Annotated in this window: 17 protein-coding genes and 1 pseudogene; 3 read left to right on the forward strand and 15 right to left on the reverse strand. The window is 60.5% G+C overall.

The window, feature by feature from the left end; translation table 11 throughout:
• Positions 1–10 precede the first annotated feature (10 nt).
• Positions 11–1,153, reverse strand: a pseudogene (gene metC, locus M2361_RS19350) (cystathionine beta-lyase); the annotation flags it as partial.
• A 2-nt stretch (positions 1,154–1,155) separates the two neighbouring features.
• Positions 1,156–1,743 carry a cysteine dioxygenase family protein gene (locus M2361_RS19355; protein ID WP_259251263.1) on the reverse strand — a complete coding sequence of 196 codons (588 nt, stop codon included), beginning with the start codon at positions 1,741–1,743 and terminating at the stop codon, positions 1,156–1,158.
• A 116-nt stretch (positions 1,744–1,859) separates the two neighbouring features.
• Here M2361_RS19355 and M2361_RS19360 point away from each other — a divergent pair, with 116 nt between their 5' ends.
• Positions 1,860–2,753, forward strand: coding sequence for a LysR substrate-binding domain-containing protein (locus M2361_RS19360; RefSeq protein ID WP_259251264.1), 894 nt, complete (start codon positions 1,860–1,862; stop codon positions 2,751–2,753).
• Here the strand turns inward: M2361_RS19360 and M2361_RS19365 are convergent.
• From M2361_RS19365 to M2361_RS19400, 8 genes are all read right to left on the reverse strand, one after another.
• On the reverse strand, positions 2,747–3,751 hold the full coding sequence (locus M2361_RS19365; protein ID WP_259251265.1) for an asparaginase: 1,005 nt from the start codon (positions 3,749–3,751) through the stop codon (positions 2,747–2,749). The two genes, M2361_RS19360 and M2361_RS19365, sit on opposite strands and share 7 nt — an antisense overlap.
• Positions 3,744–4,667, reverse strand: coding sequence for a ParB/RepB/Spo0J family partition protein (locus M2361_RS19370; RefSeq protein ID WP_100853709.1), 924 nt, complete (start codon positions 4,665–4,667; stop codon positions 3,744–3,746). Before M2361_RS19370 ends, M2361_RS19365 begins: the two co-directional genes overlap by 8 nt.
• Positions 4,668–4,711: 44 nt before the next feature.
• Entirely contained in the window at positions 4,712–5,536 is an 825-nt protein-coding gene (locus M2361_RS19375; protein WP_259251266.1) for an N-acetyltransferase, read from the reverse strand.
• 9 nt (positions 5,537–5,545) lie between these two features.
• A complete protein-coding gene (locus tag M2361_RS19380) occupies positions 5,546–6,346 on the reverse strand; it encodes a ParA family protein (RefSeq protein ID WP_050447337.1) in 801 nt (266 codons plus the stop codon).
• Positions 6,343–7,068, reverse strand: coding sequence for a 16S rRNA (guanine(527)-N(7))-methyltransferase RsmG (gene rsmG, locus M2361_RS19385; RefSeq protein ID WP_259251268.1), 726 nt, complete (start codon positions 7,066–7,068; stop codon positions 6,343–6,345). The genes M2361_RS19380 and rsmG overlap by 4 nt, the downstream gene beginning before the upstream one ends.
• A complete protein-coding gene (gene mnmG, locus M2361_RS19390; protein ID WP_259251270.1) occupies positions 7,065–8,984 on the reverse strand; it encodes a tRNA uridine-5-carboxymethylaminomethyl(34) synthesis enzyme MnmG in 1,920 nt (639 codons plus the stop codon). Before mnmG ends, rsmG begins: the two co-directional genes overlap by 4 nt.
• Positions 8,985–11,156: 2,172 nt before the next feature.
• Complete coding sequence (locus tag M2361_RS19395) at positions 11,157–11,363, reverse strand: cold-shock protein (protein WP_046806066.1); 207 nt, start codon at positions 11,361–11,363, stop codon at positions 11,157–11,159.
• A gap of 243 nt (positions 11,364–11,606) precedes the next feature.
• On the reverse strand, positions 11,607–12,647 hold the full coding sequence (locus M2361_RS19400) for an AbrB family transcriptional regulator (RefSeq protein WP_259251271.1): 1,041 nt from the start codon (positions 12,645–12,647) through the stop codon (positions 11,607–11,609).
• A gap of 98 nt (positions 12,648–12,745) precedes the next feature.
• Here M2361_RS19400 and M2361_RS19405 point away from each other — a divergent pair, with 98 nt between their 5' ends.
• A complete protein-coding gene (locus M2361_RS19405) occupies positions 12,746–13,912 on the forward strand; it encodes a pyridoxal phosphate-dependent aminotransferase (protein WP_259251272.1) in 1,167 nt (388 codons plus the stop codon).
• A gap of 96 nt (positions 13,913–14,008) precedes the next feature.
• Here the strand turns inward: M2361_RS19405 and M2361_RS19410 are convergent, their stop codons facing one another.
• From M2361_RS19410 to M2361_RS19430, 5 genes are all read right to left on the reverse strand, one after another.
• The gene (locus M2361_RS19410) at positions 14,009–15,535 is read right to left on the reverse strand and encodes a tripartite tricarboxylate transporter permease (protein WP_259251273.1); all 1,527 of its coding nucleotides are present in this window, start codon (positions 15,533–15,535) and stop codon (positions 14,009–14,011) included.
• Positions 15,532–15,969 carry a tripartite tricarboxylate transporter TctB family protein gene (locus tag M2361_RS19415; RefSeq protein WP_259251274.1) on the reverse strand — a complete coding sequence of 146 codons (438 nt, stop codon included), beginning with the start codon at positions 15,967–15,969 and terminating at the stop codon, positions 15,532–15,534. Before M2361_RS19415 ends, M2361_RS19410 begins: the two co-directional genes overlap by 4 nt.
• Before the next feature lie 145 nt (positions 15,970–16,114).
• Entirely contained in the window at positions 16,115–17,113 is a 999-nt protein-coding gene (locus M2361_RS19420) for a Bug family tripartite tricarboxylate transporter substrate binding protein (protein WP_404976400.1), read from the reverse strand.
• Between the two features lie 117 nt (positions 17,114–17,230).
• Positions 17,231–18,715 (reverse strand): sensor histidine kinase, encoded by a 1,485-nt coding sequence (locus tag M2361_RS19425; RefSeq protein ID WP_404976401.1) that lies wholly within the window; start codon positions 18,713–18,715, stop codon positions 17,231–17,233.
• The gene (locus M2361_RS19430; RefSeq protein ID WP_259251275.1) at positions 18,705–19,382 is read right to left on the reverse strand and encodes a response regulator; all 678 of its coding nucleotides are present in this window, start codon (positions 19,380–19,382) and stop codon (positions 18,705–18,707) included. Before M2361_RS19430 ends, M2361_RS19425 begins: the two co-directional genes overlap by 11 nt.
• Before the next feature lie 489 nt (positions 19,383–19,871).
• On the opposite strand from M2361_RS19430, the gene M2361_RS19435 reads away from it, so the two are divergent.
• Positions 19,872–21,248, forward strand: coding sequence for a ClcB-like voltage-gated chloride channel protein (locus M2361_RS19435; RefSeq protein ID WP_259251276.1), 1,377 nt, complete (start codon positions 19,872–19,874; stop codon positions 21,246–21,248).
• Positions 21,249–21,264: the final 16 nt, after the last annotated feature.

The following is a 21,264-nucleotide window of genomic DNA, read 5'->3' on the forward strand; positions in this document are numbered from 1 at the left end:
CTGACAGGCCTTGTTCCAAGTCGCCGATCAGGTCTTCAGGGTCTTCAAGGCCGATATGCAGGCGCAGCATCGCGCCGCGTGGCGTGGGGTCCGGCAGCGCGCGTGATGCAAGCTGCACCGGAATCACAAGACTTTCAAAGCCGCCCCACGACGCGCCGATACCGAACAGGCGCAGGCTGTCGATCAGCCGCTCGGCGTCCTTGGCGCCATAGGCGCCATCCAGTTCCACCGTCAGCAGTCCATTGGCGCCGGTGCAGTGGCGCAACCACACCGCGTGCGACGGGTCGCCGGGCAAGGCCGGACACAGCACACGAGCCACTTCGGGGCGTCCCTGCAAAAATTGCGCAACCCGCATAGCGTTCTTCTCATGCTGCGCCATGCGCAGGGGCAGCGAGCGCATCCCACGCAACACCAGGAAAGCGTCGTCGGCACCCACGGTCTGGCCGAAGTCGATGGTGGCGCGCTCAAGCGGACGCCAGGCGCGCGCATTGACAACTACCGCGCCCATCATCACGTCGGCATGTCCACCGAGATATTTGGTGGCGGCCAGAATGGAAATATCGGCGCCCAACGTCAGCGGTTTGTATATCAAGCCCGACGCCCACGTGTTATCCACAGCCAGCCAGCAACCGTGTTTTTTCGCGGCTGTGGATAACTCGCAAAGGTCCGGCATCTCGTAAGTCAGCGAGCCCGGCGCTTCGGCGTAGATCATTCGCGTGTTGGGCTGGATCAGGCCGTCGATACCGCGTCCGTCAGGGCGATAGAACGTATGTTCGATACCCAGCCGCGTCAGATGCTCCGTGCAAAAGCGGCGCACCGGTTCATACACCGCGTCGGTAATCAGGACGTGATCGCCCGCGCGCAGGTACGCCAGCAACACCGTGGTGATCGCAGCCTGGCCGGTGGGATACAGCGCGGCGCGAAAGCCCTGTTCCAGTTCCACCAGGGCGTCTTCCAGCGCATGCGTGCTGTCGGTGCCGCGCGCGCCGTAGGACGGCAGGCGCTCTTGTTCGCGACGCTCGCGCGTGTCGCGCCAGGCCGCGACGCTATCGAACACGTAAGTACTGGCGCGCGTAACGGGGGTGTTCACCCATCCTTGATGGGGGCGCCCCGCACGCAGCAATCGCGTTGCGGACTGGTAGGGCTTGTTCATGATCAGCGGCGGGTCTTCACGCCAATCGGCATGATCTTGCAGGTGCCGGCGTCCAGGTCGAAACCCAGGCGTTCGTCCAGCGTTTCCAGCGCGCGGCCATACATGTGCAGATGGCGGATGACGCTGTCGCCCTGGATTTCAACGGCGTGGATATCGTCGGGCATCAACGCGATGCCGGCGCCCGGCCCCACCACCACGGTGCCCGTCTTTTGCAGGCGGCCCACGCCCGGCACGGAACCGTCGTCGAGGCGGTCGTAGACGTAGTTGTATTCCACGCCTTCCACGGCCGCGATACAGGCCCAGGTGGTGTGGTTGTGCGGCACGATCTTGTTGCCGGGGCGCATGACGTTCAAGTAGAGCGCGTAGCTTTTGTCGTCGTCTTCGGCAATCAGGTAACGGGCTTGGCGCTCGCCCTCTTCGGGCGGTGCATAGCGATCGCCCGTCCACCAGTCGGTATGGGCGGCCAGCTGCACAAGCTCTTGCAGCACCTCGTCGAGGCTGTCTCGGTTCAGCCCCTTATTTCCTACAGTTTTTTTAATATTTCCAATGGCGCTGTCAATGCCGGCCTGATGCGGATGTACGGTGCTCACGATGATTTTCCCTCTTGTTTCACGAGTTATTGGGCTTAATGTATCGCCGTGATGTCGCGCCAACAATTTAAATTGCCTTAACATTCCATTAGCATCGCTAATACTTTGGGCACATCATGCGCAACCTGGACCTGGACCTGCTTCGCACACTGACGGCTATCGCACGGCACGACACGTTCTCTGAAGCTGCCAATCGGCTGCACAAGACGCAGTCGGCCATTACGCAACAGATGCAGCGGCTGGAAGCCAGTATCGGTTTGCCGCTATTCGAAAAGCAGGGGCGCAACAAAGTGCTGTCGTCGCACGGGCGGCGGCTGGTCGAATATGCGCGTCATATGCTGGCCATCAACGACGAGGCGCTGCGCGCCCTGCAAGACGGCCCGCTGGAAGGCGATTTGCGTCTGGGTGCGCCCTTGGACGTGGCCGACACCATCTTGCCGACGCTCTTGACGCACATCGCGCGATCAGCCCCCCGCGTGAAACTCGAGATTCGCGTGGACCGCAGCCCTTTCTTGATGGACGCCCTGCGCGCCGGCGAGCTTGACCTGACGATCTCCACCCGCTTCGATCAGGATTTCGAGGGGGTTGCGCTACGCACCTCGCCCACCGTTTGGTTGGCATCTGCGGACTATGTCCACGACCCGCACGCCCCCGTGCCGCTGGTGCTGGCGGACGAGCCCAGCATCTTTCGCCGCCTGGCGTTAAACGCGCTGGAGCAAGCGCGCGTGCGCTGGCACACCAACTACGTGGCGCCGAATCTGGTGGGGATCAAGGCCGCGTTGCGCGCCGGGCTGGGCGTGACGGCGCGCAGCGTGGAACTGCTGGGGCCGGAAATGCGTGTGCTGGGGGACAAGGAAGGGCTGCCGCCCTTGCCGGACGTCACCTACTTCCTGTGGATAAGGCGCGATCTGATCAATCCGCTGACGCGCCAGGTCTACGACATGTTGCGCAGCAACCTGGGACTGGCGCAGCAGGGCGATGCAGCGGCCGGACCGCCTGGCGCTCAGTAGCGGTCGAAAATGGCCTGTACCGCATCCGTATCGCGTGTGACCGACAAGGCCAGCATCAACAGGATGCGCGCCTTCTGGGGGTTCAGGTCACGTGCTGCGATAAAACCCAGGCCGCCATCATCCAGTTCGACGTCGCGCGCGACAAAGCCGCTACCGGTGCGGCTGGAACGCACCACCGCCACGCCATTCATGGCGGCGCGGCTCAAGGCGTCAATGGCCAGGTCAGTGGCGTTGCCGTCGCCCACGCCGGCCAAGACGATGCCCTCGGCCGTGTCGGCCAGGAAGTCGATCACGTCGCCCTGCAGGTTCGCATGGGCATACACGATATCAACACGCGGCCAGCCCGCCGATTCCAATAATGCGAGTGAAAACTCGCTTTGTGTCGAATGCGTTGTTGTGTTGCGGGAATAGAAGCACGGCACGCCGCCATGCATGACGCCGGCGCGGCCACGGTTGGGCGATGCGAACGCGCACAGCCCGGCGCTGGCGATCTTCTGGATCTCGCGCGCGTAATGCACGTCTTCGTTCATCACGACCAGCGGGCCTCGGCCGCGCGCGTCGGGATGGCGGGCAAGCGCCACCGCGTTGTAAAGATTGGCGGGGCCTTCGGCACCCAGGGCCGTCGCCGGCCGCATGGCCCCCACCAGCACGACGGGTTTGTCGTGCTGAACAACAAGGCTCAGGAAGTAGGCGGTTTCTTCAAGCGTATCGGTGCCATGCGTAATGACGATGCCGGCCACCGAGGCGTCCTGGCAAAGCGTCTCGACACGCGCCGCCAGCGCCTGCCAGACCTCATGCGTCATGTTCTGGCTGCCTACGTTGGCAACCTGTTCAGCGCGAATGTCGGCAATGCGGGCCAATTGGGGTACGGCACTCAACAGATCATTGACGGAGAACGACCCCGCCTTGTATCCCGCCGACGTGGCATCTGCCTGGGCGCCCGCGATGGTGCCGCCCGTGGCCAGGACCGCAATCACCGGCAATGCGCGCTCAGGCATCGACCACTCCGGACAGGCCTTGGCGTTCAAGCAGCGAATTCAGGTGTTCCCAGCCGTGAAAGTCGATCACGATCTGGCCCTTTTCCTTGGCGCCCACCTTCAGGGCGACGCGCGTGCCCAAATGGTCGGACAGCGCCTCTTCCAAGCGCGTCAAATCGCGCGAAACCCCGTTGGCCTTCTTGCGCGGCGAACTGGCGGACTCCGCTTCCTTGGCGGTCTTGGCCACCAGCTTTTCCGCTTCGCGCACCGACAGGCGGCGCGCAATGATCTGGTTGGCCAACTGGATTTGCGTGGCCGCATCCACGGCCAGCAGCGCGCGAGCATGGCCCATGTCCACATCGCCGGCCAGCAGCATCGTCTGCACGGGCGCGGCCAGGTTCAGCAGGCGCAGCAGGTTGCTGGTAGCCGACCGCGACCGGCCGATTGCTTGCGCAGCCTGCTCGTGCGTCAAGCCGAATTCGTCCAGCAGGCGGCGCACGCCGTGCGCTTCTTCCAGCGGGTTCAGGTCTTCGCGCTGGATATTTTCAATCAGCGCCATCACCGCCGCATTTTCGTCGGCCACTTCGCGCACAAGCACCGGTACTTCTTTCAGGCCGGCCAGTTGCGCGGCGCGGAAACGGCGTTCGCCCGCGATGATCTCGTAATGGCCCGGCGCGGTTTCGCCCAGAGCGCGCACAAGAATGGGTTGCATGATGCCTTGCGTGCGGATTGATTCGGCCAGCTCGCCCAATGCGCCCTCGTCCATGCGCGTACGCGGCTGATACTTGCCCGCGCGCATCTTCGAGAGAGGCAAGGTGGATGGCGGACCCTCGGGCTTGGCCGCGGCGGCCTTGCCGATGTTGTCGATCGCAGGCGCATCCGCGCCCAGCAAGGCGTCCAGTCCGCGACCCAATCCCTTGGGTTTCTTGGTGGCCATAGTTAAATCCTCTTTCCTTCTGTTTTTGTATCCCGAGACCAGGCTCAGGTGTCCGGCTGCTCGGCAGGCAGCCGGTACCAATACGCGTAACAGTCTTTGAAACCGTAGCGGCCATACAAGGCCCGCGCGGCTGTATTTTCCGGCTCGACCTGCAAATATGCCGTCTTGGCGCCGCCGGCGGCGCCCTCGCTCAATAGATGTTGCATCAGGGCATCGGCGTAGCCTTTACGCCGTTGCCCTGGGTCGGTAACGATGTCGAACAGGCCCAGCAGTTCATCGTCGCGGACGGCCAGGCCCGCGGCAACACACTGCCCCGCCGCGTCAAAAACCAGCACCGGCTGCTTATCCACAGCCAATCCTTGCAGACGCGCTTGGTGTTCACCGATGTGCTCGAACGCCGAGCCACGCATGGCGCCGACCGCTTGCGCGAAGCGATCGGTATCGACGTTCGTGAAAGACAGGCCGCCCCGGACGCTGAGCGTGGGGGCGAGCGACATGCTCATGACTCGGGTCTCACCGGTGAAGGTATAACCACGGGCCTCCAGTTCGGCATCCAGGGAAAAATCGGGGCCGATGGAGGTAATGCGCAGCACCATGGGCAGGCCATGGCGCGCATACAACGAAGAACAATACGCCAGCCGCTCGTCCAGCGGACGTGTGGATAACCCCAGCACATTCACACTGCGCGCGCGTTTGGCCGACGAATGCGCAAAGCGCACGAGCCAGCCATCATAGAGCACCTGTGCATTGACGGCCGTCGCGTTCAGCGCCGCCTCTTCCAAGCGCACGCGCAGGCGATCCCGCTCGTCGATGGACGGCGTGCAAAAAGCCTGTGGCGCGGTGGGAACAAAGAGCGTGGCTGCGGACATGAATACGGCTTACTGGAAGTCTTTCCTGACGCGCTCGATCATTTCCGCGCCAAACGAGATATACGCTTGCGCACCCCGTGACGCGCGGTCATACACCACGCCCGGCATACCGTAACTGGGTGCTTCAGCCAAGCGCACGTTGCGCGGCACGACGGTCTTGAAGACCTTGTCGCCGAAGTGCGCTTCCAGTTGCGCGGACACTTGCTGTTGCAAGGTCATGCGCGGATCGAACATCACGCGCAACAAGCCGATGACACGCAGGTCGTCGTTGATGTTGCGATGCACGCGCTTGATGGTGTTGACCAGATCAGATAGGCCTTCCAGCGCGAAGTACTCACACTGCATCGGAATGATCACGCCATGCGCGGCAGCCAAGCCGTTGAGTGTCAGCAGCGACAGTGTCGGCGGGCAATCGATCAATACGAAATCGTACTGGCCTGAGACGGTGTCGATCGCCCTCTTCAACTGGCGCTCGCGTTCTTCCATCTGCACCAGATCAATCTCGGCGCCGGAGAGTTCGCGGTTGGCGGGCAAGACATCGTAGCCACCGGACTCCGACTTCACGCGGGCCTGTTCGATCGTGGCTTCGCCAATCAGCACTTGGTACAGGTTCGATTCCAGTGCGTTCTTGTCGATACCGCTGCCCATCGTGGCATTGCCCTGCGGGTCCAGGTCCACCAGCAACACGCGCTGATTATGCGTGGCAAGGCCCGCCGCCAAATTGATGGCGGTGGTCGTCTTGCCCACACCGCCCTTTTGATTGGCAATGCAGAAGACGCGGGCATTTGTGCTGGGGGGTAAATTCTTCATAGGGTTCCTTGACTGCGTCCTTCGCTGCGTTCTTCGCTGCGGCCTTCATTGCGGCGCATCCAGATCAGACAGCGTTCTGCTTGCAACTCCGGCACGCGGAGCGGCTGGATGTGGTCGACCTGCCATTCCCCGCGCGCATGCAACGCCTGAATTTCCTCTTCGGGGACCTTGCCCTTCATCGCGACGAGGGTACCATCGTTGCGCACGTGGCGACCCGCGAGCTGCGCAAAATCGTCCAGGGACGCGAAGGCCCGCGAGGTAACGATGTTGCACTCGGCTGGGTCCAGCGTTTCGATACGCGCATGGCGGGCGTGCAGGTTCGGCAAGCTCAGCGCGCCGCTCATCTGGCGCACGAATGCGGTTTTCTTTTCAACGGCGTCAATGCACGTCACGGACCATGCGGGCTGCATGATCGCAAGAACGACGCCAGGCAGGCCGCCACCCGATCCCACGTCGAAGATCTTGGCCGCGGCACCCGCTGCACCCAGCGCCTGGCTGAATGGAGCGACGGCGGACAGACTATCGAACAGATGCTGGATCAACATCTGCTGCGGGTCGCGAATCGCGGTGAGGTTGTACGTGCGGTTCCAGCGCTGCATCTGCGCCAGATAGTTCAGCAGCTTGGCTTGCGCCGCAGCGTCGGCGTGCAGCCCCAGTTGCTCGCATGCACGAGAGAGGCGGCCGGCCATGTCCGTGCCGGCCAGATTGGTGTTGGCGGTCATGCGGCTTGCTTGCGCGAGCCGTAGTGCAGGCGCTTCAGGTGGATAAGCAGCAACGAAATTGCGGCGGGCGTCACACCGGAAATGCGCGCGGCTTGGCCGACGGTTTCCGGACGGTGCGTCTTCAGCTTCTGCCGCACTTCGAACGACAGGCTAGTCACGGCGTCGTAGTCGACATCGGCCGGGATGGGCTGTTGTTCATGCGAGATCTGCTTCTGGACTTCGTCTTGCTGGCGAGCGATGTACCCGGCGTACTTCACCTGGATCTCAACCTGTTCGGCCAGGATGTCGTCCGCGACGACGCCAGGACCCGCCAGCAGGGAGCCGTCGGCGTTGCGTGCGGCCATCAATGCTTCATAGGAAACATTCGGACGTTTCAGCAGGTCAGCTAGTGAGTACTCACGTTCAATCGCCTTGCCCAGCAAAGGCTCGGCAATTTCCACCGGCATGATGCGAGGATTCACCCAGGATGATTTCAAGCGCTCGACCTCGGCCGCCACGGCATCGCGCTTGCGGTTGAATGCATCCCACCGCGCGTCGTCCACAATACCCAATTGGCGGCCGATCTCGGTCAGACGCAAATCCGCATTATCTTCACGCAGGCTTAGTCGGTACTCGGCGCGCGAGGTGAACATCCGATAGGGTTCGGTCACGCCACGCGTGACCAGGTCGTCTACCAGTACGCCCAGATAGGCTTCGTCGCGGCGCGGCGTCCATTGGTCGCGGCCCAGCGAAAGCAGCGCTGCGTTCACACCCGCCAACAGCCCTTGGGCCGCAGCTTCTTCGTAGCCCGTCGTGCCGTTGATCTGACCGGCAAAGAAAAGCCCGCCGATCGCCTTGGTCTCAAGCGTGCTCTTCAATCCACGTGGATCAAAGTAGTCGTACTCGATGGCATAGCCGGGGCGCATGATGTGCGCATTTTCCAGGCCACGCAGGGAATGAATCAGATCAAGCTGGACATCGAACGGCAGGCTGGTCGACACGCCATTGGGATAAACCTCGTGCGTATCCAGACCTTCCGGCTCCAGGAAGACCTGGTGCGATTCCTTGTCTGCAAAGCGGTGGATCTTGTCTTCGATGGAAGGGCAATACCGGGGGCCCACGCCTTCGATCACGCCGCTGTACATCGGCGAGCGGTCTAGCCCGCCGCGAATGATGTCATGCGTGCGCGCGTTGGTGTGGGTGATCCAGCAAGGTAACTGCCGGGGGTGCATGGCCACATTGCCCATGTACGAGAACACGGGGATAGGATCCAAATCACCCGGCTGCTCTTCCAAGATGCTGTAGTTGATGGAGCGCCCATCAATACGCGGTGGCGTGCCGGTCTTCAGGCGCCCCTGGGGAAGCTTGAGTTCCTTCAAACGCTGGCCCAGCGAAATAGCCGGGGGATCTCCCGCACGTCCGCCCGAATAGTTCTGCAAGCCCACGTGAATCAGACCGTTCAAGAAGGTACCCGCAGTCAGGACGACGGTCTTGGCCCGGAACTTCAAGCCAACTTGCGTCACGGCACCGACTACGCGATCCCCTTCCACCATCAGGTCTTCCACTGCCTGCTGGAACAGCCATAGGTTGGCTTGGTTCTCCAGCCGGCCACGGATCGCTTGGCGATACAGCACCCGGTCGGCTTGGGCGCGGGTAGCACGTACGGCCGGCCCCTTTGAACCGTTAAGGATGCGGAACTGAATACCCGCCTCGTCCGTAGCCAAAGCCATCGCGCCACCCAGGGCGTCGACTTCTTTGACCAGATGGCCCTTGCCGATCCCTCCGATGGAGGGGTTGCAAGACATTTGGCCTAGGGTTTCGATGTTGTGCGTCAGCAGCAGCGTCCGGGCGCCAGCGCGCGCGGCAGCCAGTGCCGCTTCAGTGCCGGCGTGGCCGCCACCGACGACGATGACATCGAATTCGCGGGGATAGTCCATGGTGGGGAGAAAAGATAAGAAGGCGTTCGGTGCTCATTATAGAGGCAGGGATTGTATGTTTCACGTGAAACATTCGTGTGCGTCTGGACACGTCGCCTGGAGCTAGGTTGCCGTCGGCAAATGGCAACGCCAAGCTAGGATGCGAGCGAAATATGTCTGCATCTGCCGATTTCTTGGAGTTCGTGTTCCACGTGAAACATCGAAGGAGGCCCTCTGTATCGGGGATCGTCGAGGCTTAACTCGCGTATGTTTCACGTGGAACATCTGCAATCTGATGACGGACCGGAGTGTTCCACGTGAAACATAGCGGAGATGGCTAACACCGAAAGCCAGGCCCATGCTGGGTACGCCAGTTCGATGTTTCACGTGGAACATCTTCGCGGGCGGGACCGCTAGTCATTCATCTCCACCTCGCAACCACTCCGAATCACAGCGCTCAGGTGAAATAGTTATGTTCCACGTGAAACACCGGCGCGAAAAGAGTCGCTATGTTCGAGCTACCAGATGGAATATCTGTCCCCATTCAACGGCGAGCTGGTTTTGCAAGCGGGAGCGATGAGATGTACCGAGCGCGTATCGACCAAGAAAAAAATCATTTTTTTGACCCCTACCCTACCCCTTACCCAAAACAAAACCAATTTTTTTAGGTTTCACGTGAAACACGGTGAGCTAAAGCCGTAGGGTGAGCCGTCAAACGCAACGGATAGACGTGCTTTCTCGTCTCTGATGTCGAACGCATTTAAGCGCTGCCAAATTATCCAAAGTCTCGACGACCATAACCTGCCGATTCAAGCTTCGAATGCGGACACTACTTATTCACATCCGTCAGTGGATATCTCAAGCGGGCAATTTCGAAACCTTCGGCGTCAACGCTGCGCGTAGTTATCAACAACGAAGAGGCGTCGAACCCGGCCCACGATGTCGCAAACTGCGCTGAATAACTTTGGGGATAACTTCTAAAACGCTGGACCGAATGGGAGTCGGAAACGCGAGATTGGCCGCGCGTTACGTCATAGCCTAAGGGACATCCAGCGAAGTAATTGTCCCGTGCTTCTCATAGGAGAAAACACGTTCTCAGGCACCCGAGAGTATTCAATCCCGGACCGGCGATCGCAATGACTCCACCGTCCATCCGCTGCCATTTTTCACGTGGAGAACTTTGTGGATAAGATCCGAAAATCACCACGCTTAAGCTTCGCGAATGCAGCGGATGCCCAAATAGAATTGCCGATCACCACCGGGAACTCCATAGCTTCGGGATAGTCAAATTGCGACGAAATTCAGGCCCGGATTTAGGCTAAGCATTTATCCACACCGTTGTACGGCGGCACGCATTTTTATCTCGCGTACTTCCCGCAGCACCGGTCGTGATCTTTGACATCACAACTATCTTGCCCGGCAGAAAGCCAGCCCGCCATCATCCATATGGAGGAGGACATGGCTTCATGTGAAGCCTGTGGAAAAGGTGTGGGGAAAAAATTCTGGGTCAAACTGAAGTGCTTGTGCGCCGACGAATACTGCGCCTCAACGCGTACGAAAACTCCTCTCGCATTCCTGCCGCCACATCAAAAACCCAAGATAAAGCCACGTCTGGCCTGCCCTATCCCCATTTCTATCCACAGGCCAAGGGCAGCATTTTTGGCCCGTCAGCCGCAAATTCTGTGCATAACCGGGATGGGGATATCTTTGTGAACAACCACGAAGAGAAGCTCAATAACCGGTATAAAACGCACAGCAAAACGCGCTGAACGCCGGAACACCAATCAGCATTGCCCGAACGGGAAAGAGCCACAAACCCCCGTTTTCATGGGGAAAACATCAGGTTTCACAATAAGCAGGCAAGTACAGACAGCGCGCACGCGTACGAAAAGCCGCTTGCGGCAATCTCAATAATGAAACCGATAAAACTGTGCAAAACCCTGTCGAAGCCAATGCCGCTGCTTCATTAATGAGCACATATTTCCTGATGCTCAAAAATAATTATCCACAGAGTTATCCAAGGCTGGAGGATATGTTAGTGAACACTAACAACGGTGTATTGGACGAGCCGGGCAAGCCTTCTGGCAGTGGCCCGTAACCGGCTCCCAAAATGAAACAACGCCCCAGATCCGAAGATCTTGGGGCGTTGTAGCCAGGTTGAACCTGGCGGACGGGAAAAGGGGATTTCCCGATTTAAAGCGGGCGAATTTCGGCCGCTTGAGGTCCTTTCGGACCATCCTTAACTTCGAATTCGACTTCCTGCCCTTCGTTCAGGCTGCGATAGCCGCGGCCCTGGATGGCGGAAAAGTGTGCGAAAACTTCGGTTCCGCCAACATCAGGGGTGATGAAGCCGTAACCCTTGTCGGCGTTGAACCACTTAACTTTGCCCTTCTGAGCCATTTTTTCTAGCGTCCTGTAATTAACTCGAAATGCAATGAATCAAGGACGCCGTGAGAACTGAACAACCAGTGGAAAACCCTGCGTTGCTGCTATGTTCCCGCTCGTCGCCAAGCAACAGAACGAGTCCGCGCGCTGCTTGAATCAACTGCGGAATCAGCATACTCATCCGGCATTGGCACCTCATATTGTTGTTTACCCCAATGTCGCATTTTTCAGACTCGGCCGAAGTACCGCCCTGCGGAATTAGGCCTGCCGGCGTGCAAGAAGCGCATAAATAGGCCCCGTCACGATCACCACGAACACCATGCGCGTGACGTGAAAGGCGGTCACCACCGGCACGCCCAGTTGAAGCACCTTGGCCGTGATGGCCATCTCTGCGATGCCTCCAGGTGTCGTGCCCAGGATCAGCGTCGGCACGGGCGCCACCGACCAGTAGGACAGCAACGCCCCCAAGCCAAATGCCAGGCCCAGGGCGGTCAGGGTAAACGCCGCCACGACCGCGATAAAGCGTGGCGCCGCGCGAAAAAAATCCGGACGGTAACGGTCACCCAAGGACCAGCCGATAAGCAGTTGCCCCGCCTTGGGCACGTAGTCGGGCAATGCCGACAGTTCAATGCTCCACGACGTCAACAGCATCGCCACCAACATCGGCCCCAGCACCCAAGGGTTCGGCAAGCGCAGCTTCATGAACGCCATGCCACCCATACACGTCAGCACTACCAGCGCGGCGAGGCCAACGCCGTCGACAACCGTCGGGCCCGGCACCGTCGGGTCGAGCCCGGCGACGCCCCACCACTGGAATATGAATGGCACCGTCACCACGACCAACAACACCCGCACACTGTGCGCCGTTGCCACGCGGTCGATACGCGCCCCATGGCGCTCCGCCAGGCTGGCCATTTCACTTGCGCCGCCGATGGCCGACGAAAACCACGCTGTCTTGAGATCCGCATCGGTGTAGCGCCGCAGCATCGCCGTCCCCATGAACGCGAGCCCCAACGCAAACAACATACCGACGACGATAGGGCCGGCATTGCTGCCGATGTGGCCGATGACTTGCGGCGTGAAGTACAAACCGAGCGACGTGCCGATGACCCATTGCCCCCCGTTGCGCGCCGGCCGCGGACAGACCGTGCCCACACCCGCGATCCGCGTGGCGGCAGTGACGAACAACGCGCCCAGCATCCACGGCAAGGGCATGTGCATCCACACCGCCAACAGCGCGCCAGCCAGCGCAAGCGCCAATCCCCCGAGCACCCTCAACAACACATTCTGACCCACCATTCCATCCACCTGCATCGCGAACGCGAAAACCGAATTATGAGTTAGTGGGATACTTACGAGAACTTTCTCCGCCCATTGCGCACTCCTTCGCGTTCACCATGATCCGATCCAAACTTCCCGACGTCGGCACCACCATCTTCACCGTCATGAGCCGCTTGGCCATCGAACACAAGGCCATCAACCTGGGCCAGGGCTTTCCTGACTTCGATCCCGACCCCGCGCTGTGTGCGTTGGTGACCCAGGCCATGGCCAATGGCCATAACCAGTATCCGTACATGCCTGGCGTCGCGCCCTTGCGCGAAGCCATCGCGGCCAAGACGCGCGAACTCTATGGCCACGCCTACGACCCGGAAACCGAGATCACGGTGACCAGCGGGGCCACCGAAGCCCTGATGGCCACGGTGCTGGCCGCCGTCAACAGCGGCGACGAAGTCGTCGTCATCGAACCCTGCTACGACTCCTACCTGCCCGCGATCCGGCTGGCGGGCGGCACAGCCGTGCCGGTGCCGCTGCGCGCCCCCACCGAAGCCGACCCCCACTACCGCATCGACTGGCAGCGTGTACGCGACGCCATCACGTCCAAGACGCGCTTGCTGATGCTGAACTTCCCGCACAACCCCACGGGTGCCGTGCTGGACGACAGCGACCTGGACGCGCTGGAAGCCATCGTGCGCGATACCGGTGTGCTGCTGGTGTCGGACGAGGTCTACGAGCACATCGTGTTCGATGGCAAGCCGCATGCCAGCGTGGCGCGCCGTCCGTTGCTGGCCGAACATGCTTTCGTGATCTCGTCGTTCGGCAAGACTTATCACACCACCGGCTGGAAGATCGGCTATTGCTGCGCGCCGCGGCAGCTTAGCGCCGAGCTGCGCAAGGTGCACCAGTTCATGGTGTTCACGGTGCCCTCGCCGATGCAGTTCGCGTTGGCCGAGTTCATGCGCGATCCCAAGCCCTACCTGGATTTGCCGGCGTTCTACCAGGCCAAGCGTGATCGCCTGTCGCAAGGCCTGGCCAACACGCGATTCCGTCCGCTACCGAGCCCGGGCACGTTCTTCCTGCTGGCGGATTACAGCCAGATTTCCAAGCAGAATGAAGCCGACTTTGCGCGCGACCTGACGGTGAACCACGGCGTGACCGTGATCCCTGTTTCGGCCTTCTATCGCCAACCCGATGCTGCTGAATCCAACCACCGCATCGTGCGCTTCTGCTTTGCCAAGAAAGATGCAACGCTGGATGCCGCGCTGGAAAGACTGGCACACGTTTGATCCTCTTTATAAATACGAGTAATTGCTCGTATTTATAAAATAAGCAAAGGGGCGCTTCGAAGCGCCCCTTTGCTTTACATGCCTTGTCGCCTTTATTTACGCAGCATCAGCCGCCGCTTTCCTGTTGCGCCGAATCCGGCGCAGCACTTGCGGCACCACCACTACAGCCAACGCCGCCGCCCACAGCGACAGCGACACGGGGCTGGAAAAGAGCACGACCACGTCGCCATCCGTCATCGACAGGGCACGACGCAGGTTTTGCTCCATCATGTTGCCCAGCACAACCCCCAGCACGAGCGGCGCCATTGGCACGCCAAACTTGCGCAGGAAGTATCCCAACGCGCCAATACCCGCCACCAGCAAGAGATCAAACGTGCCCGAGTTGATCGCATACACGCCGATATAGCTGATGCAAAGAATGCCCGGAACCATCAGCCACCCCGGCACCGACAGCACTTTCGAGAACAAGCGCACCAGCGGCACGTTCATGACGAACAACAGCACGTTGGCCACGAACAGCGATGCAATCAAGCCCCATACCAACTCGGGCTTGGTGTCGAACAGGACCGGTCCCGGCGTGATGTTGTAGAGCGTCAGCGCGCCCATCATGACGGCCGTAGTTCCCGATCCCGGCACGCCCAGCGTCAACATCGGCACGAACGACCCAATGGCGGACGCCGTGGCGGCGGCTTCGGGCGCGACCAGGCCCCGCATGTCGCCCTTGCCGAATTTGGCGTCAGGATCCTTGGCTTCGATGATCCGTTTTTCCTGTGAATACGCAACGGCCGCGGCCACGCTCGCGCCTGCCCCCGGCAGCACGCCCACGCCAAAGCCCACCAAGGCGCTGCGCACCACGCTCCACCACGTGAAGGCCAACTCTTTCAGGTTGAACAGCTTGCGGCCGCTGGGTTTGACCTCAACGCTGTGTCCACGCGCGACCTTTTCCAGCATCTCCAGCATTTCGCTGACCGCGAACAGCGCAATCACGACCACCACGAAATCAATGCCGTCCGCCAGGTGCACGGATTCAAAGGTGTAGCGGTATACACCCGAGTTCGCGTCCACGCCCACCACCGAAATCGACAGGCCGATCATCGCGGCCAGCACACCCTTGACGGGTTGTTTTCCCAGCAGGCTGGTCAAGCAGCAGAACGCAAAAATCATCAGCACGAAGTACTCGGCGGGACCGAAAGCCAAGGCCCATTTCGCCAACAACGGCGCCAGCAAGATGATGCCCACGACCGACACGATGGCGCCGAAAAATGCCGACCACGCCGACAGCGACAACGCAACGTTGGCCATCCCCTGGCGCGCCAGCGGATAGCCGTCCAGCGTGGTCATGATGGCGCTGGCTTCGCCCGGCACGTTCAGCAGAATCGCCGTGATCCGGCCGCCATATTCCGCGCCCACATACACGGCCGCCAGCAAGATCAACGCGGTCTCCGGCGGCAGGTTCATGGCAAAGGCGATAGGTATCAACATCGCCACGCCGTTGACCGGCCCCAGGCCGGGCAATACGCCCACCAGGGTGCCGATGAACGAACCGATCATCGCCACCAGAATATTGGTGAGCGTAAGCGCGACGCCGAAGCCGATTGAAAGATGATCAAGAATGCCGCTCATAGCAAGGTCTCCAGCAGGCCGCCGGGCAAGACAACGTCCAGCACTTTGTCGAACAGCAAGAAAAACAGAACGCTCATGACGATGCCGCCGATGGCGCATTTGACCCAGCCACCGCTAAACAAGCGGCCAACAAAAACGGTCATCAGGCTGGTTGCGATGATGAAGCCCAACCATTGGAACAAGAAGGCATAAGCCACCGTGAACGCCATCATCAACGCGATGCGCCCATTGGCCCCAGGCGGATTGCCCTCGACGGTGTGGCCGCCCTTGTAGACCAGCCACAATCCGCATAGGCCGATGATGGCGGCCACCAGCAAGGGGAAGGCGCGCGGGCCAACGGGTTCGTAGGCGAACGGGGCGGCGATGCCCCATCCGGCCGCTGTCATGAAGGCAGCCAGCGCCAGCGCGCCGATGCCCAGGATTCGATCATTCATGATCCACTTTTCCGTAGTGTGGGAACGCGCGGGCGCAGCCGCCCCCGCCGCCACCGGCCAGGCCGGCGGCGCGGAAACCCTTGCAGCGCGCGATGGAAACGGACGCCTTGCGGCGCGGCTTATTTCTTGGGCTTACTGCTTGGACTTACTTCTTGATGAGGCCGAATGAATCCGCGAGTTCGGCGTAGACCTTGACCCGTTCCTTCACGTAGGCATCCAGTTCAGGACCCGTCTTGTTGAAGGGAAACAGGCCCTGTTGCTGGCGCAACTTTTCGAACTCGGGCGACGCCGCGGTCTTGTTGAATGCATCGACCCAGAACTGGTAGTCCTTGTCGGACACCTTCGGGCCCACGTAGAAGCCGCGGATGATGGGCCAGACAATGTCATAGCCCTGCTCTTTGGCTGTCGGGACCGTATTCAGCTTGCCCGGCAGGCGCTGGTCGTTGAACACGGCCAGCACGCGGATGGGCGCGCCGCCTTCCAGCATCGTGAACGCTTCGGCCGCATCGCCCATGTAGGCCTGGATATGGCCACCGCGCAGCGCGGTGACGGCTTCGCCACCACCTTCGAAGGCGACGAAACGCATTTTCTTGAAGTCCACGCCGGCCGCCTTCGCGGTCAGGGCGGCCTTCATCCAATCCTGGCTGCCCACCGTGCCCCCCGCGCCCAGCACGATCTTGGTGGGATCCTGCTTGAAGGCCTCCATCAGGCTTTTCAGATCGGTATAGGGCGAGTCGTTGCGGACCACGGCCACGCCGTAGTCGGTGCCGATGCCGGCCAGCCAGCGCACGTCGTTGACGTTGTACTTGCCGAATTTGCCTTGGGCCAGGTTCAGCAACGAGCCGCCGGAGAACGCGACGATGGTGCCGGGTTCGTTGGGGTGTTGCGCCACGATGTTGTTGTAGGCCACGGCGCCGATGCCACCCGGCATGTAGACGATGCGCATCGTGTTCTTGAGCGCGCCGCTTTGCTTCAAGCCTTCGGTGGCCAAGCGGCAGGTCAGGTCGAAACCGCCGCCGGGCTGGGCCGGCGCAATGCATTCGGGGCGGCGAGGCTCGTCGGCGGCCTGGGCCACGCCCAGGGACAAGGTCATCGCGCCAAGCGCCGCCAAGGCGGCCAGGCGCAGCTTCAGGCTGGTCTGCATTCTTGCGTCTCCGATATTTATAGGTCTAGGTATGGCTGGTTGCACCGCGCCGGCGATGTCACGCCTGCACGAGCCCAGCGGACCCTACCGTACAAAATCGAAGCTTTCCAAACCCTTTCAAATTGGCCCGTTTTCATGACGCGGCGCAACATTCGCCTTGGGTACCAGGGAAAACACCAAGATCGTGCGCAATCCGGCTAACGGGGCGCGGTTCTCCAGCACCAGCTTGGCGCCAAGGATTTCGGCAATGGTGCCCACAATAGCCAGGCCCAGGCCTGCCCCCGATGTGTTCTTGCCCGCCGCGCCCCGGCGAAAGCGGACGCAGGCGCGGGCAATGTCCTCGGCGGACATGCCGGGGCCGTCATCTTCCACTACCAGCCTGGCCTCGTTCCCCTTCGCCTGGATGGTCACGGTGACCTCTCCGGCCGGCGACGCGTAACGGATCGCATTGTCGACCAGGTTAGTGACCGCTTCGCGCAGCAACCATTCACTGCCGTTGACCGCCAGGGGGCGTTGCGCGGCCTCCAGGCCTATGTCCAATTGCCGGGCGCGCGCGGCGGGCAGCAGGGTACGGATGACGGAGTCGGCCAGCTCCACCAGGTCAACGGATTCAACCGTGAAACCGCTTTCGGCCAGGGAAGCGTCCTTAGCGCGCGCCAGAGCGAGCATTTGGTTGGTGGTGCGTACGGCCCTGTCCAGGCCCTCCTGCATCGCCAGAAGGGCTGTACGGACCTCCTGGGGGTCTGTTTCGCGCAAGGCATAGGCCGTTTGGGTCCGCAAAACCGACAGCGGAGTGCGCAATTGATGGGAGGCGTCGTCCAGGAACTGGCTCTGCACCCTCCCCTGAGCCGCAAAACGGGCCATGTGGAGGTTTACAGCCGCAACCAAGGGCAGGACCTCACCTGGCATCTCCGAGTCGCTGACGGGGCTTAAATCGTCTCCAGAGCGCCCTTCCACTTCTTGCCTGAGCCGGGCAAGGGGGCGTAGCGCCATGAAAACCCCCAGGATGATCACTAAAACGCTGATGAGGATCACGGCCAGGTCTCGTTCCACTGACCGCAGCAGCACCTGGTGCAGGAACGCCTGACGGCCTTCCAGACCCTCGGCGACCTGGACAATTACCCGTCCCCCATTATTTGCGTACAGCGGCGGGTCCATGGGGCGCGCCAGCGCCGCAACTCGCACCGGCTTGCCTTGGTAGGTCGCGTAGAAAAAACGCGGTTCGCCGGATTTCAGCGCTTGATCGGGCATGGGCAGGTCTGGATGCCCTATTTCGGCCAGCCCATCCTCGGTCGCCACCCGGTAGAACACGTTGCCATTGGCCGTCAGCTCAAAAAATTCCAGCATCAGGTAAGGCTGTTCCATGGCTAATCCACCGCTGGCTGTGGATATGTTGTGGTCGATCGCGCGCAGTGCTCCAGAAAGCGAACGGTCGTACGCAACATCGACCTGGTTGCGCAGTTGATGGTTCGACAGCCACAACGCGCCCATCATCACAAAGACCAGCGTTGGAATCAGCCACCAGAGCAACTGTGTCTTGAGCGTGCGGTTGCGTTTTTTTGACGCGAAAAACCCGGTTTTTTTTGAACTTCTAGTTGTCAACAAGGTTCTCCAGGCAGTACCCCATGCCACGCATGGTCACGATCTGCACACCGGTATCCGCCAATTTTTTGCGCAAGCGGTGCACAAGTACCTCGATGGCTTCCAGGTTGATGTCCGCATCGTCCGACACGATGCGGTCAAGGATCTGCTGCTTGTTGATGGGTTCGCCACTTTTTTGGATCAGCACCCGTAGTACCGCGTTTTCACGTGGGGATAACTGCAAAGTCTGTCCAGAGACCGTGAATTTCTGAGCGGACGTCTCAAAAACCAGGTTTCCCAGAGCCAACCGCGGATGTTCGCGACCACGGCTGCGCCGAATCAGTGCGATCAAACGCGCTTCCAACTCTTCCACAACAAACGGTTTTGGCAGGAAATCGTCTGCACCGAGGTGCAGCGTGCCGATTTTTTCGGCCAATGAATCGCGCGCGGTCAAGACCAACACCGGCGTACGGTCGTCTCGCGCGCGAATTTTTGCCAGCAAGGCATGGCCATCCATGCCGGGAAGTCCCAGATCCAGGATGACCGCGTCGAATTCTTCGATTGCCAACCTTCTTTCGGCGACCAATCCGTCGTCAGCCCACTCAACGACAAAGCCAGCGTGCCTGGCCAGGCTTCGGGAAAGCCAACGGGCAAGTTCAGCTTCGTCTTCTATCAGGAGGATGCGCATGGACGGAGTCCGGGGGGGAGTGGCTGGGCGGAATGGGAAAGCATGTTTGGCTTTTCCTTTATTTCTCTTTATATAAAGACTAATGATTAATAAGGCCTGTGGATAACTACCTTAACCTTGAAAACCTGAATCTTTTCATCAGCTTGCAGCCGTTTTTGCCTGTGCAAGAACTCTGTGTGGGAAAAAAGTTGAAGTTGGACAACATTTCGGACACCCCTCAAAACCCCGGCTTGTTCAACTTGCCTCCACACAATGTGCACAACCTGGCTACTTAGGAGTTATCCACAGGCTGGTTTCTGCAAACGGGGTGGGAAAGCGGCACTTTTACCCCGAAAAACCGGCCCTTGCCTACCGGGTTTTTAGGCCTTGCAAGACCCCAAAAACGGCTCCAGGCGCGTTCGCTGAAGCGGCGATTCGAGGGGGTACCTTGTCGCGTTCTTGACGGCTAACTGAACAAAAAGTGAGCAATTTCAGCCGTAGAATTCGGCCATGGCTATCGAGATAAAAAACAGGAAATGGCGTTGGCTGAACGGTCTGCGAGACCGCTTTATTGCCGACAATTTGCCCGCCACCTTGTTCGCGGCGGCGTTGATGGGGTTGTTCGGCGCACTCGCGACGGTGGTGTTTCGTGAGCTATTGGGATGGGCGCAGATGGTGCTGGGCGGCGAAGATGCGCCGCATGGCATGGTGTCGCTGGCTCGGGGCTTGGACCCATGGCAACGGTTTTTGACACCAGCCCTTGGCGGCGCGATTGCCGGCGTCATCCTGCAAATGGCGGCCCGATGGCTCCCAAAACGTGGCGCCGCCGACTACATGGAAGCCATTTCCATCGGCCGCGGCGTCATCGGCTTGCGCCAGACACTCGCGCGCAGCCTGTCGTCCATTTTTTCCATCGGATCGGGGGCTTCCATCGGCCGTGAGGGCCCGATGGTGCAGTTGGCGGCCATGTTTTCGTCGCTGACCGGGCGATTTCTGCTGTTGCCGCCCCGCCATTTGCGGCTATTGGTCGCTTGTGGGGCGACTGCGGGCATCACGTCCGCCTACAACGCACCGATTGCGGGCGCGTTGTTCATCTCTGAAATTGTCTTCGGCGTGATTTCGTCCGCCACCCTGGTGCCGCTGGTGGTGTCGTCGGTGGTGGCCAATATCGTCACGCGCCAAATCCTGCACTACGACGCGGTGTTCCACATGCCGCACTTTGAATTCGTGTCCGGCTGGGAAGTGATCAATTACCTGGGACTGGGTGTGCTCGCGGGCTTGGTCGCGCCCCAGTTCCTGCGCTTGTTGGACACGGCGCGCGCCACCTTTTCCCGGCTGCCTTTTCCGTTATGGCTACGCATGGCGCTGGGCGGATTGATCGTGGGGGCGCTATCGGTCATCAACCCCGAGGTATGGGGTAACGGCTACAGCGTGGTCAACAGCATGTTGCACACGCAATGGGCGTGGCAGGCGGTGGCGGCCATTTTGCTGATGAAGATCCTGGCCACGGCAGCAAGTGCGGGCTCGGGCGCGGTAGGGGGTGTTTTTACCCCCACATTGTTCGTGGGTGCGGCGTTGGGCGCGTTGTACGGCACTGGTTTGCAAAGCCTGATTCCGTTGGATGGTCTATCGCCGGTTTCCAGCTACGCCGTCGTAGGAATGGGCGCGTTACTGGCCGCCACGACGCATGCGCCGCTGATGTCGATCTTGATGATTTTTGAGATGACCTTGAGCTATGAAGTGATGCTTCCGTTGATGCTGGCTTGCATCACCGGCTACGTGATTGCGCACCAAATACGGCCGGAATCGGTGTATGCGAAGTCGCTTGCGAACAACCGCCGCGCGCAAAAAATCGCGGCAAAAACATCGCCGGATAAAGACGAGTAAATGCTCATATTTGTTG

The organism is Achromobacter sp. JUb104 (assembly GCF_024806975.1).
Lineage (GTDB): Bacteria > Pseudomonadota > Gammaproteobacteria > Burkholderiales > Burkholderiaceae_B > Achromobacter > Achromobacter spanius.

What these genes read in the sequence shown, in the direction of transcription:
- M2361_RS19435 (WP_259251276.1), top strand. Translation starts at nt 19,872, where the DNA reads ATGGCTATCGAGATAAAAAACAGGAAATGGCGTTGGCTGAACGGTCTG.
- M2361_RS19360 (WP_259251264.1), top strand. Translation starts at nt 1,860, where the DNA reads ATGCGCAACCTGGACCTGGACCTGCTTCGCACACTGACGGCTATCGCA.
- M2361_RS19405 (WP_259251272.1), top strand. Translation starts at nt 12,746, where the DNA reads ATGATCCGATCCAAACTTCCCGACGTCGGCACCACCATCTTCACCGTC.
- M2361_RS19420 (WP_404976400.1), bottom strand. Translation starts at nt 17,113, where the DNA reads ATGCAGACCAGCCTGAAGCTGCGCCTGGCCGCCTTGGCGGCGCTTGGC.
- M2361_RS19410 (WP_259251273.1), bottom strand. Translation starts at nt 15,535, where the DNA reads ATGAGCGGCATTCTTGATCATCTTTCAATCGGCTTCGGCGTCGCGCTT.
- rsmG (WP_259251268.1), bottom strand. Translation starts at nt 7,068, where the DNA reads ATGACCGCCAACACCAATCTGGCCGGCACGGACATGGCCGGCCGCCTC.
- mnmG (WP_259251270.1), bottom strand. Translation starts at nt 8,984, where the DNA reads ATGGACTATCCCCGCGAATTCGATGTCATCGTCGTCGGTGGCGGCCAC.
- M2361_RS19370 (WP_100853709.1), bottom strand. Translation starts at nt 4,667, where the DNA reads ATGGCCACCAAGAAACCCAAGGGATTGGGTCGCGGACTGGACGCCTTG.
- M2361_RS19365 (WP_259251265.1), bottom strand. Translation starts at nt 3,751, where the DNA reads ATGCCTGAGCGCGCATTGCCGGTGATTGCGGTCCTGGCCACGGGCGGC.
- M2361_RS19415 (WP_259251274.1), bottom strand. Translation starts at nt 15,969, where the DNA reads ATGAATGATCGAATCCTGGGCATCGGCGCGCTGGCGCTGGCTGCCTTC.
- M2361_RS19380 (WP_050447337.1), bottom strand. Translation starts at nt 6,346, where the DNA reads ATGAAGAATTTACCCCCCAGCACAAATGCCCGCGTCTTCTGCATTGCC.
- M2361_RS19430 (WP_259251275.1), bottom strand. Translation starts at nt 19,382, where the DNA reads ATGCGCATCCTCCTGATAGAAGACGAAGCTGAACTTGCCCGTTGGCTT.
- M2361_RS19395 (WP_046806066.1), bottom strand. Translation starts at nt 11,363, where the DNA reads ATGGCTCAGAAGGGCAAAGTTAAGTGGTTCAACGCCGACAAGGGTTAC.
- M2361_RS19400 (WP_259251271.1), bottom strand. Translation starts at nt 12,647, where the DNA reads ATGGTGGGTCAGAATGTGTTGTTGAGGGTGCTCGGGGGATTGGCGCTT.
- M2361_RS19375 (WP_259251266.1), bottom strand. Translation starts at nt 5,536, where the DNA reads ATGTCCGCAGCCACGCTCTTTGTTCCCACCGCGCCACAGGCTTTTTGC.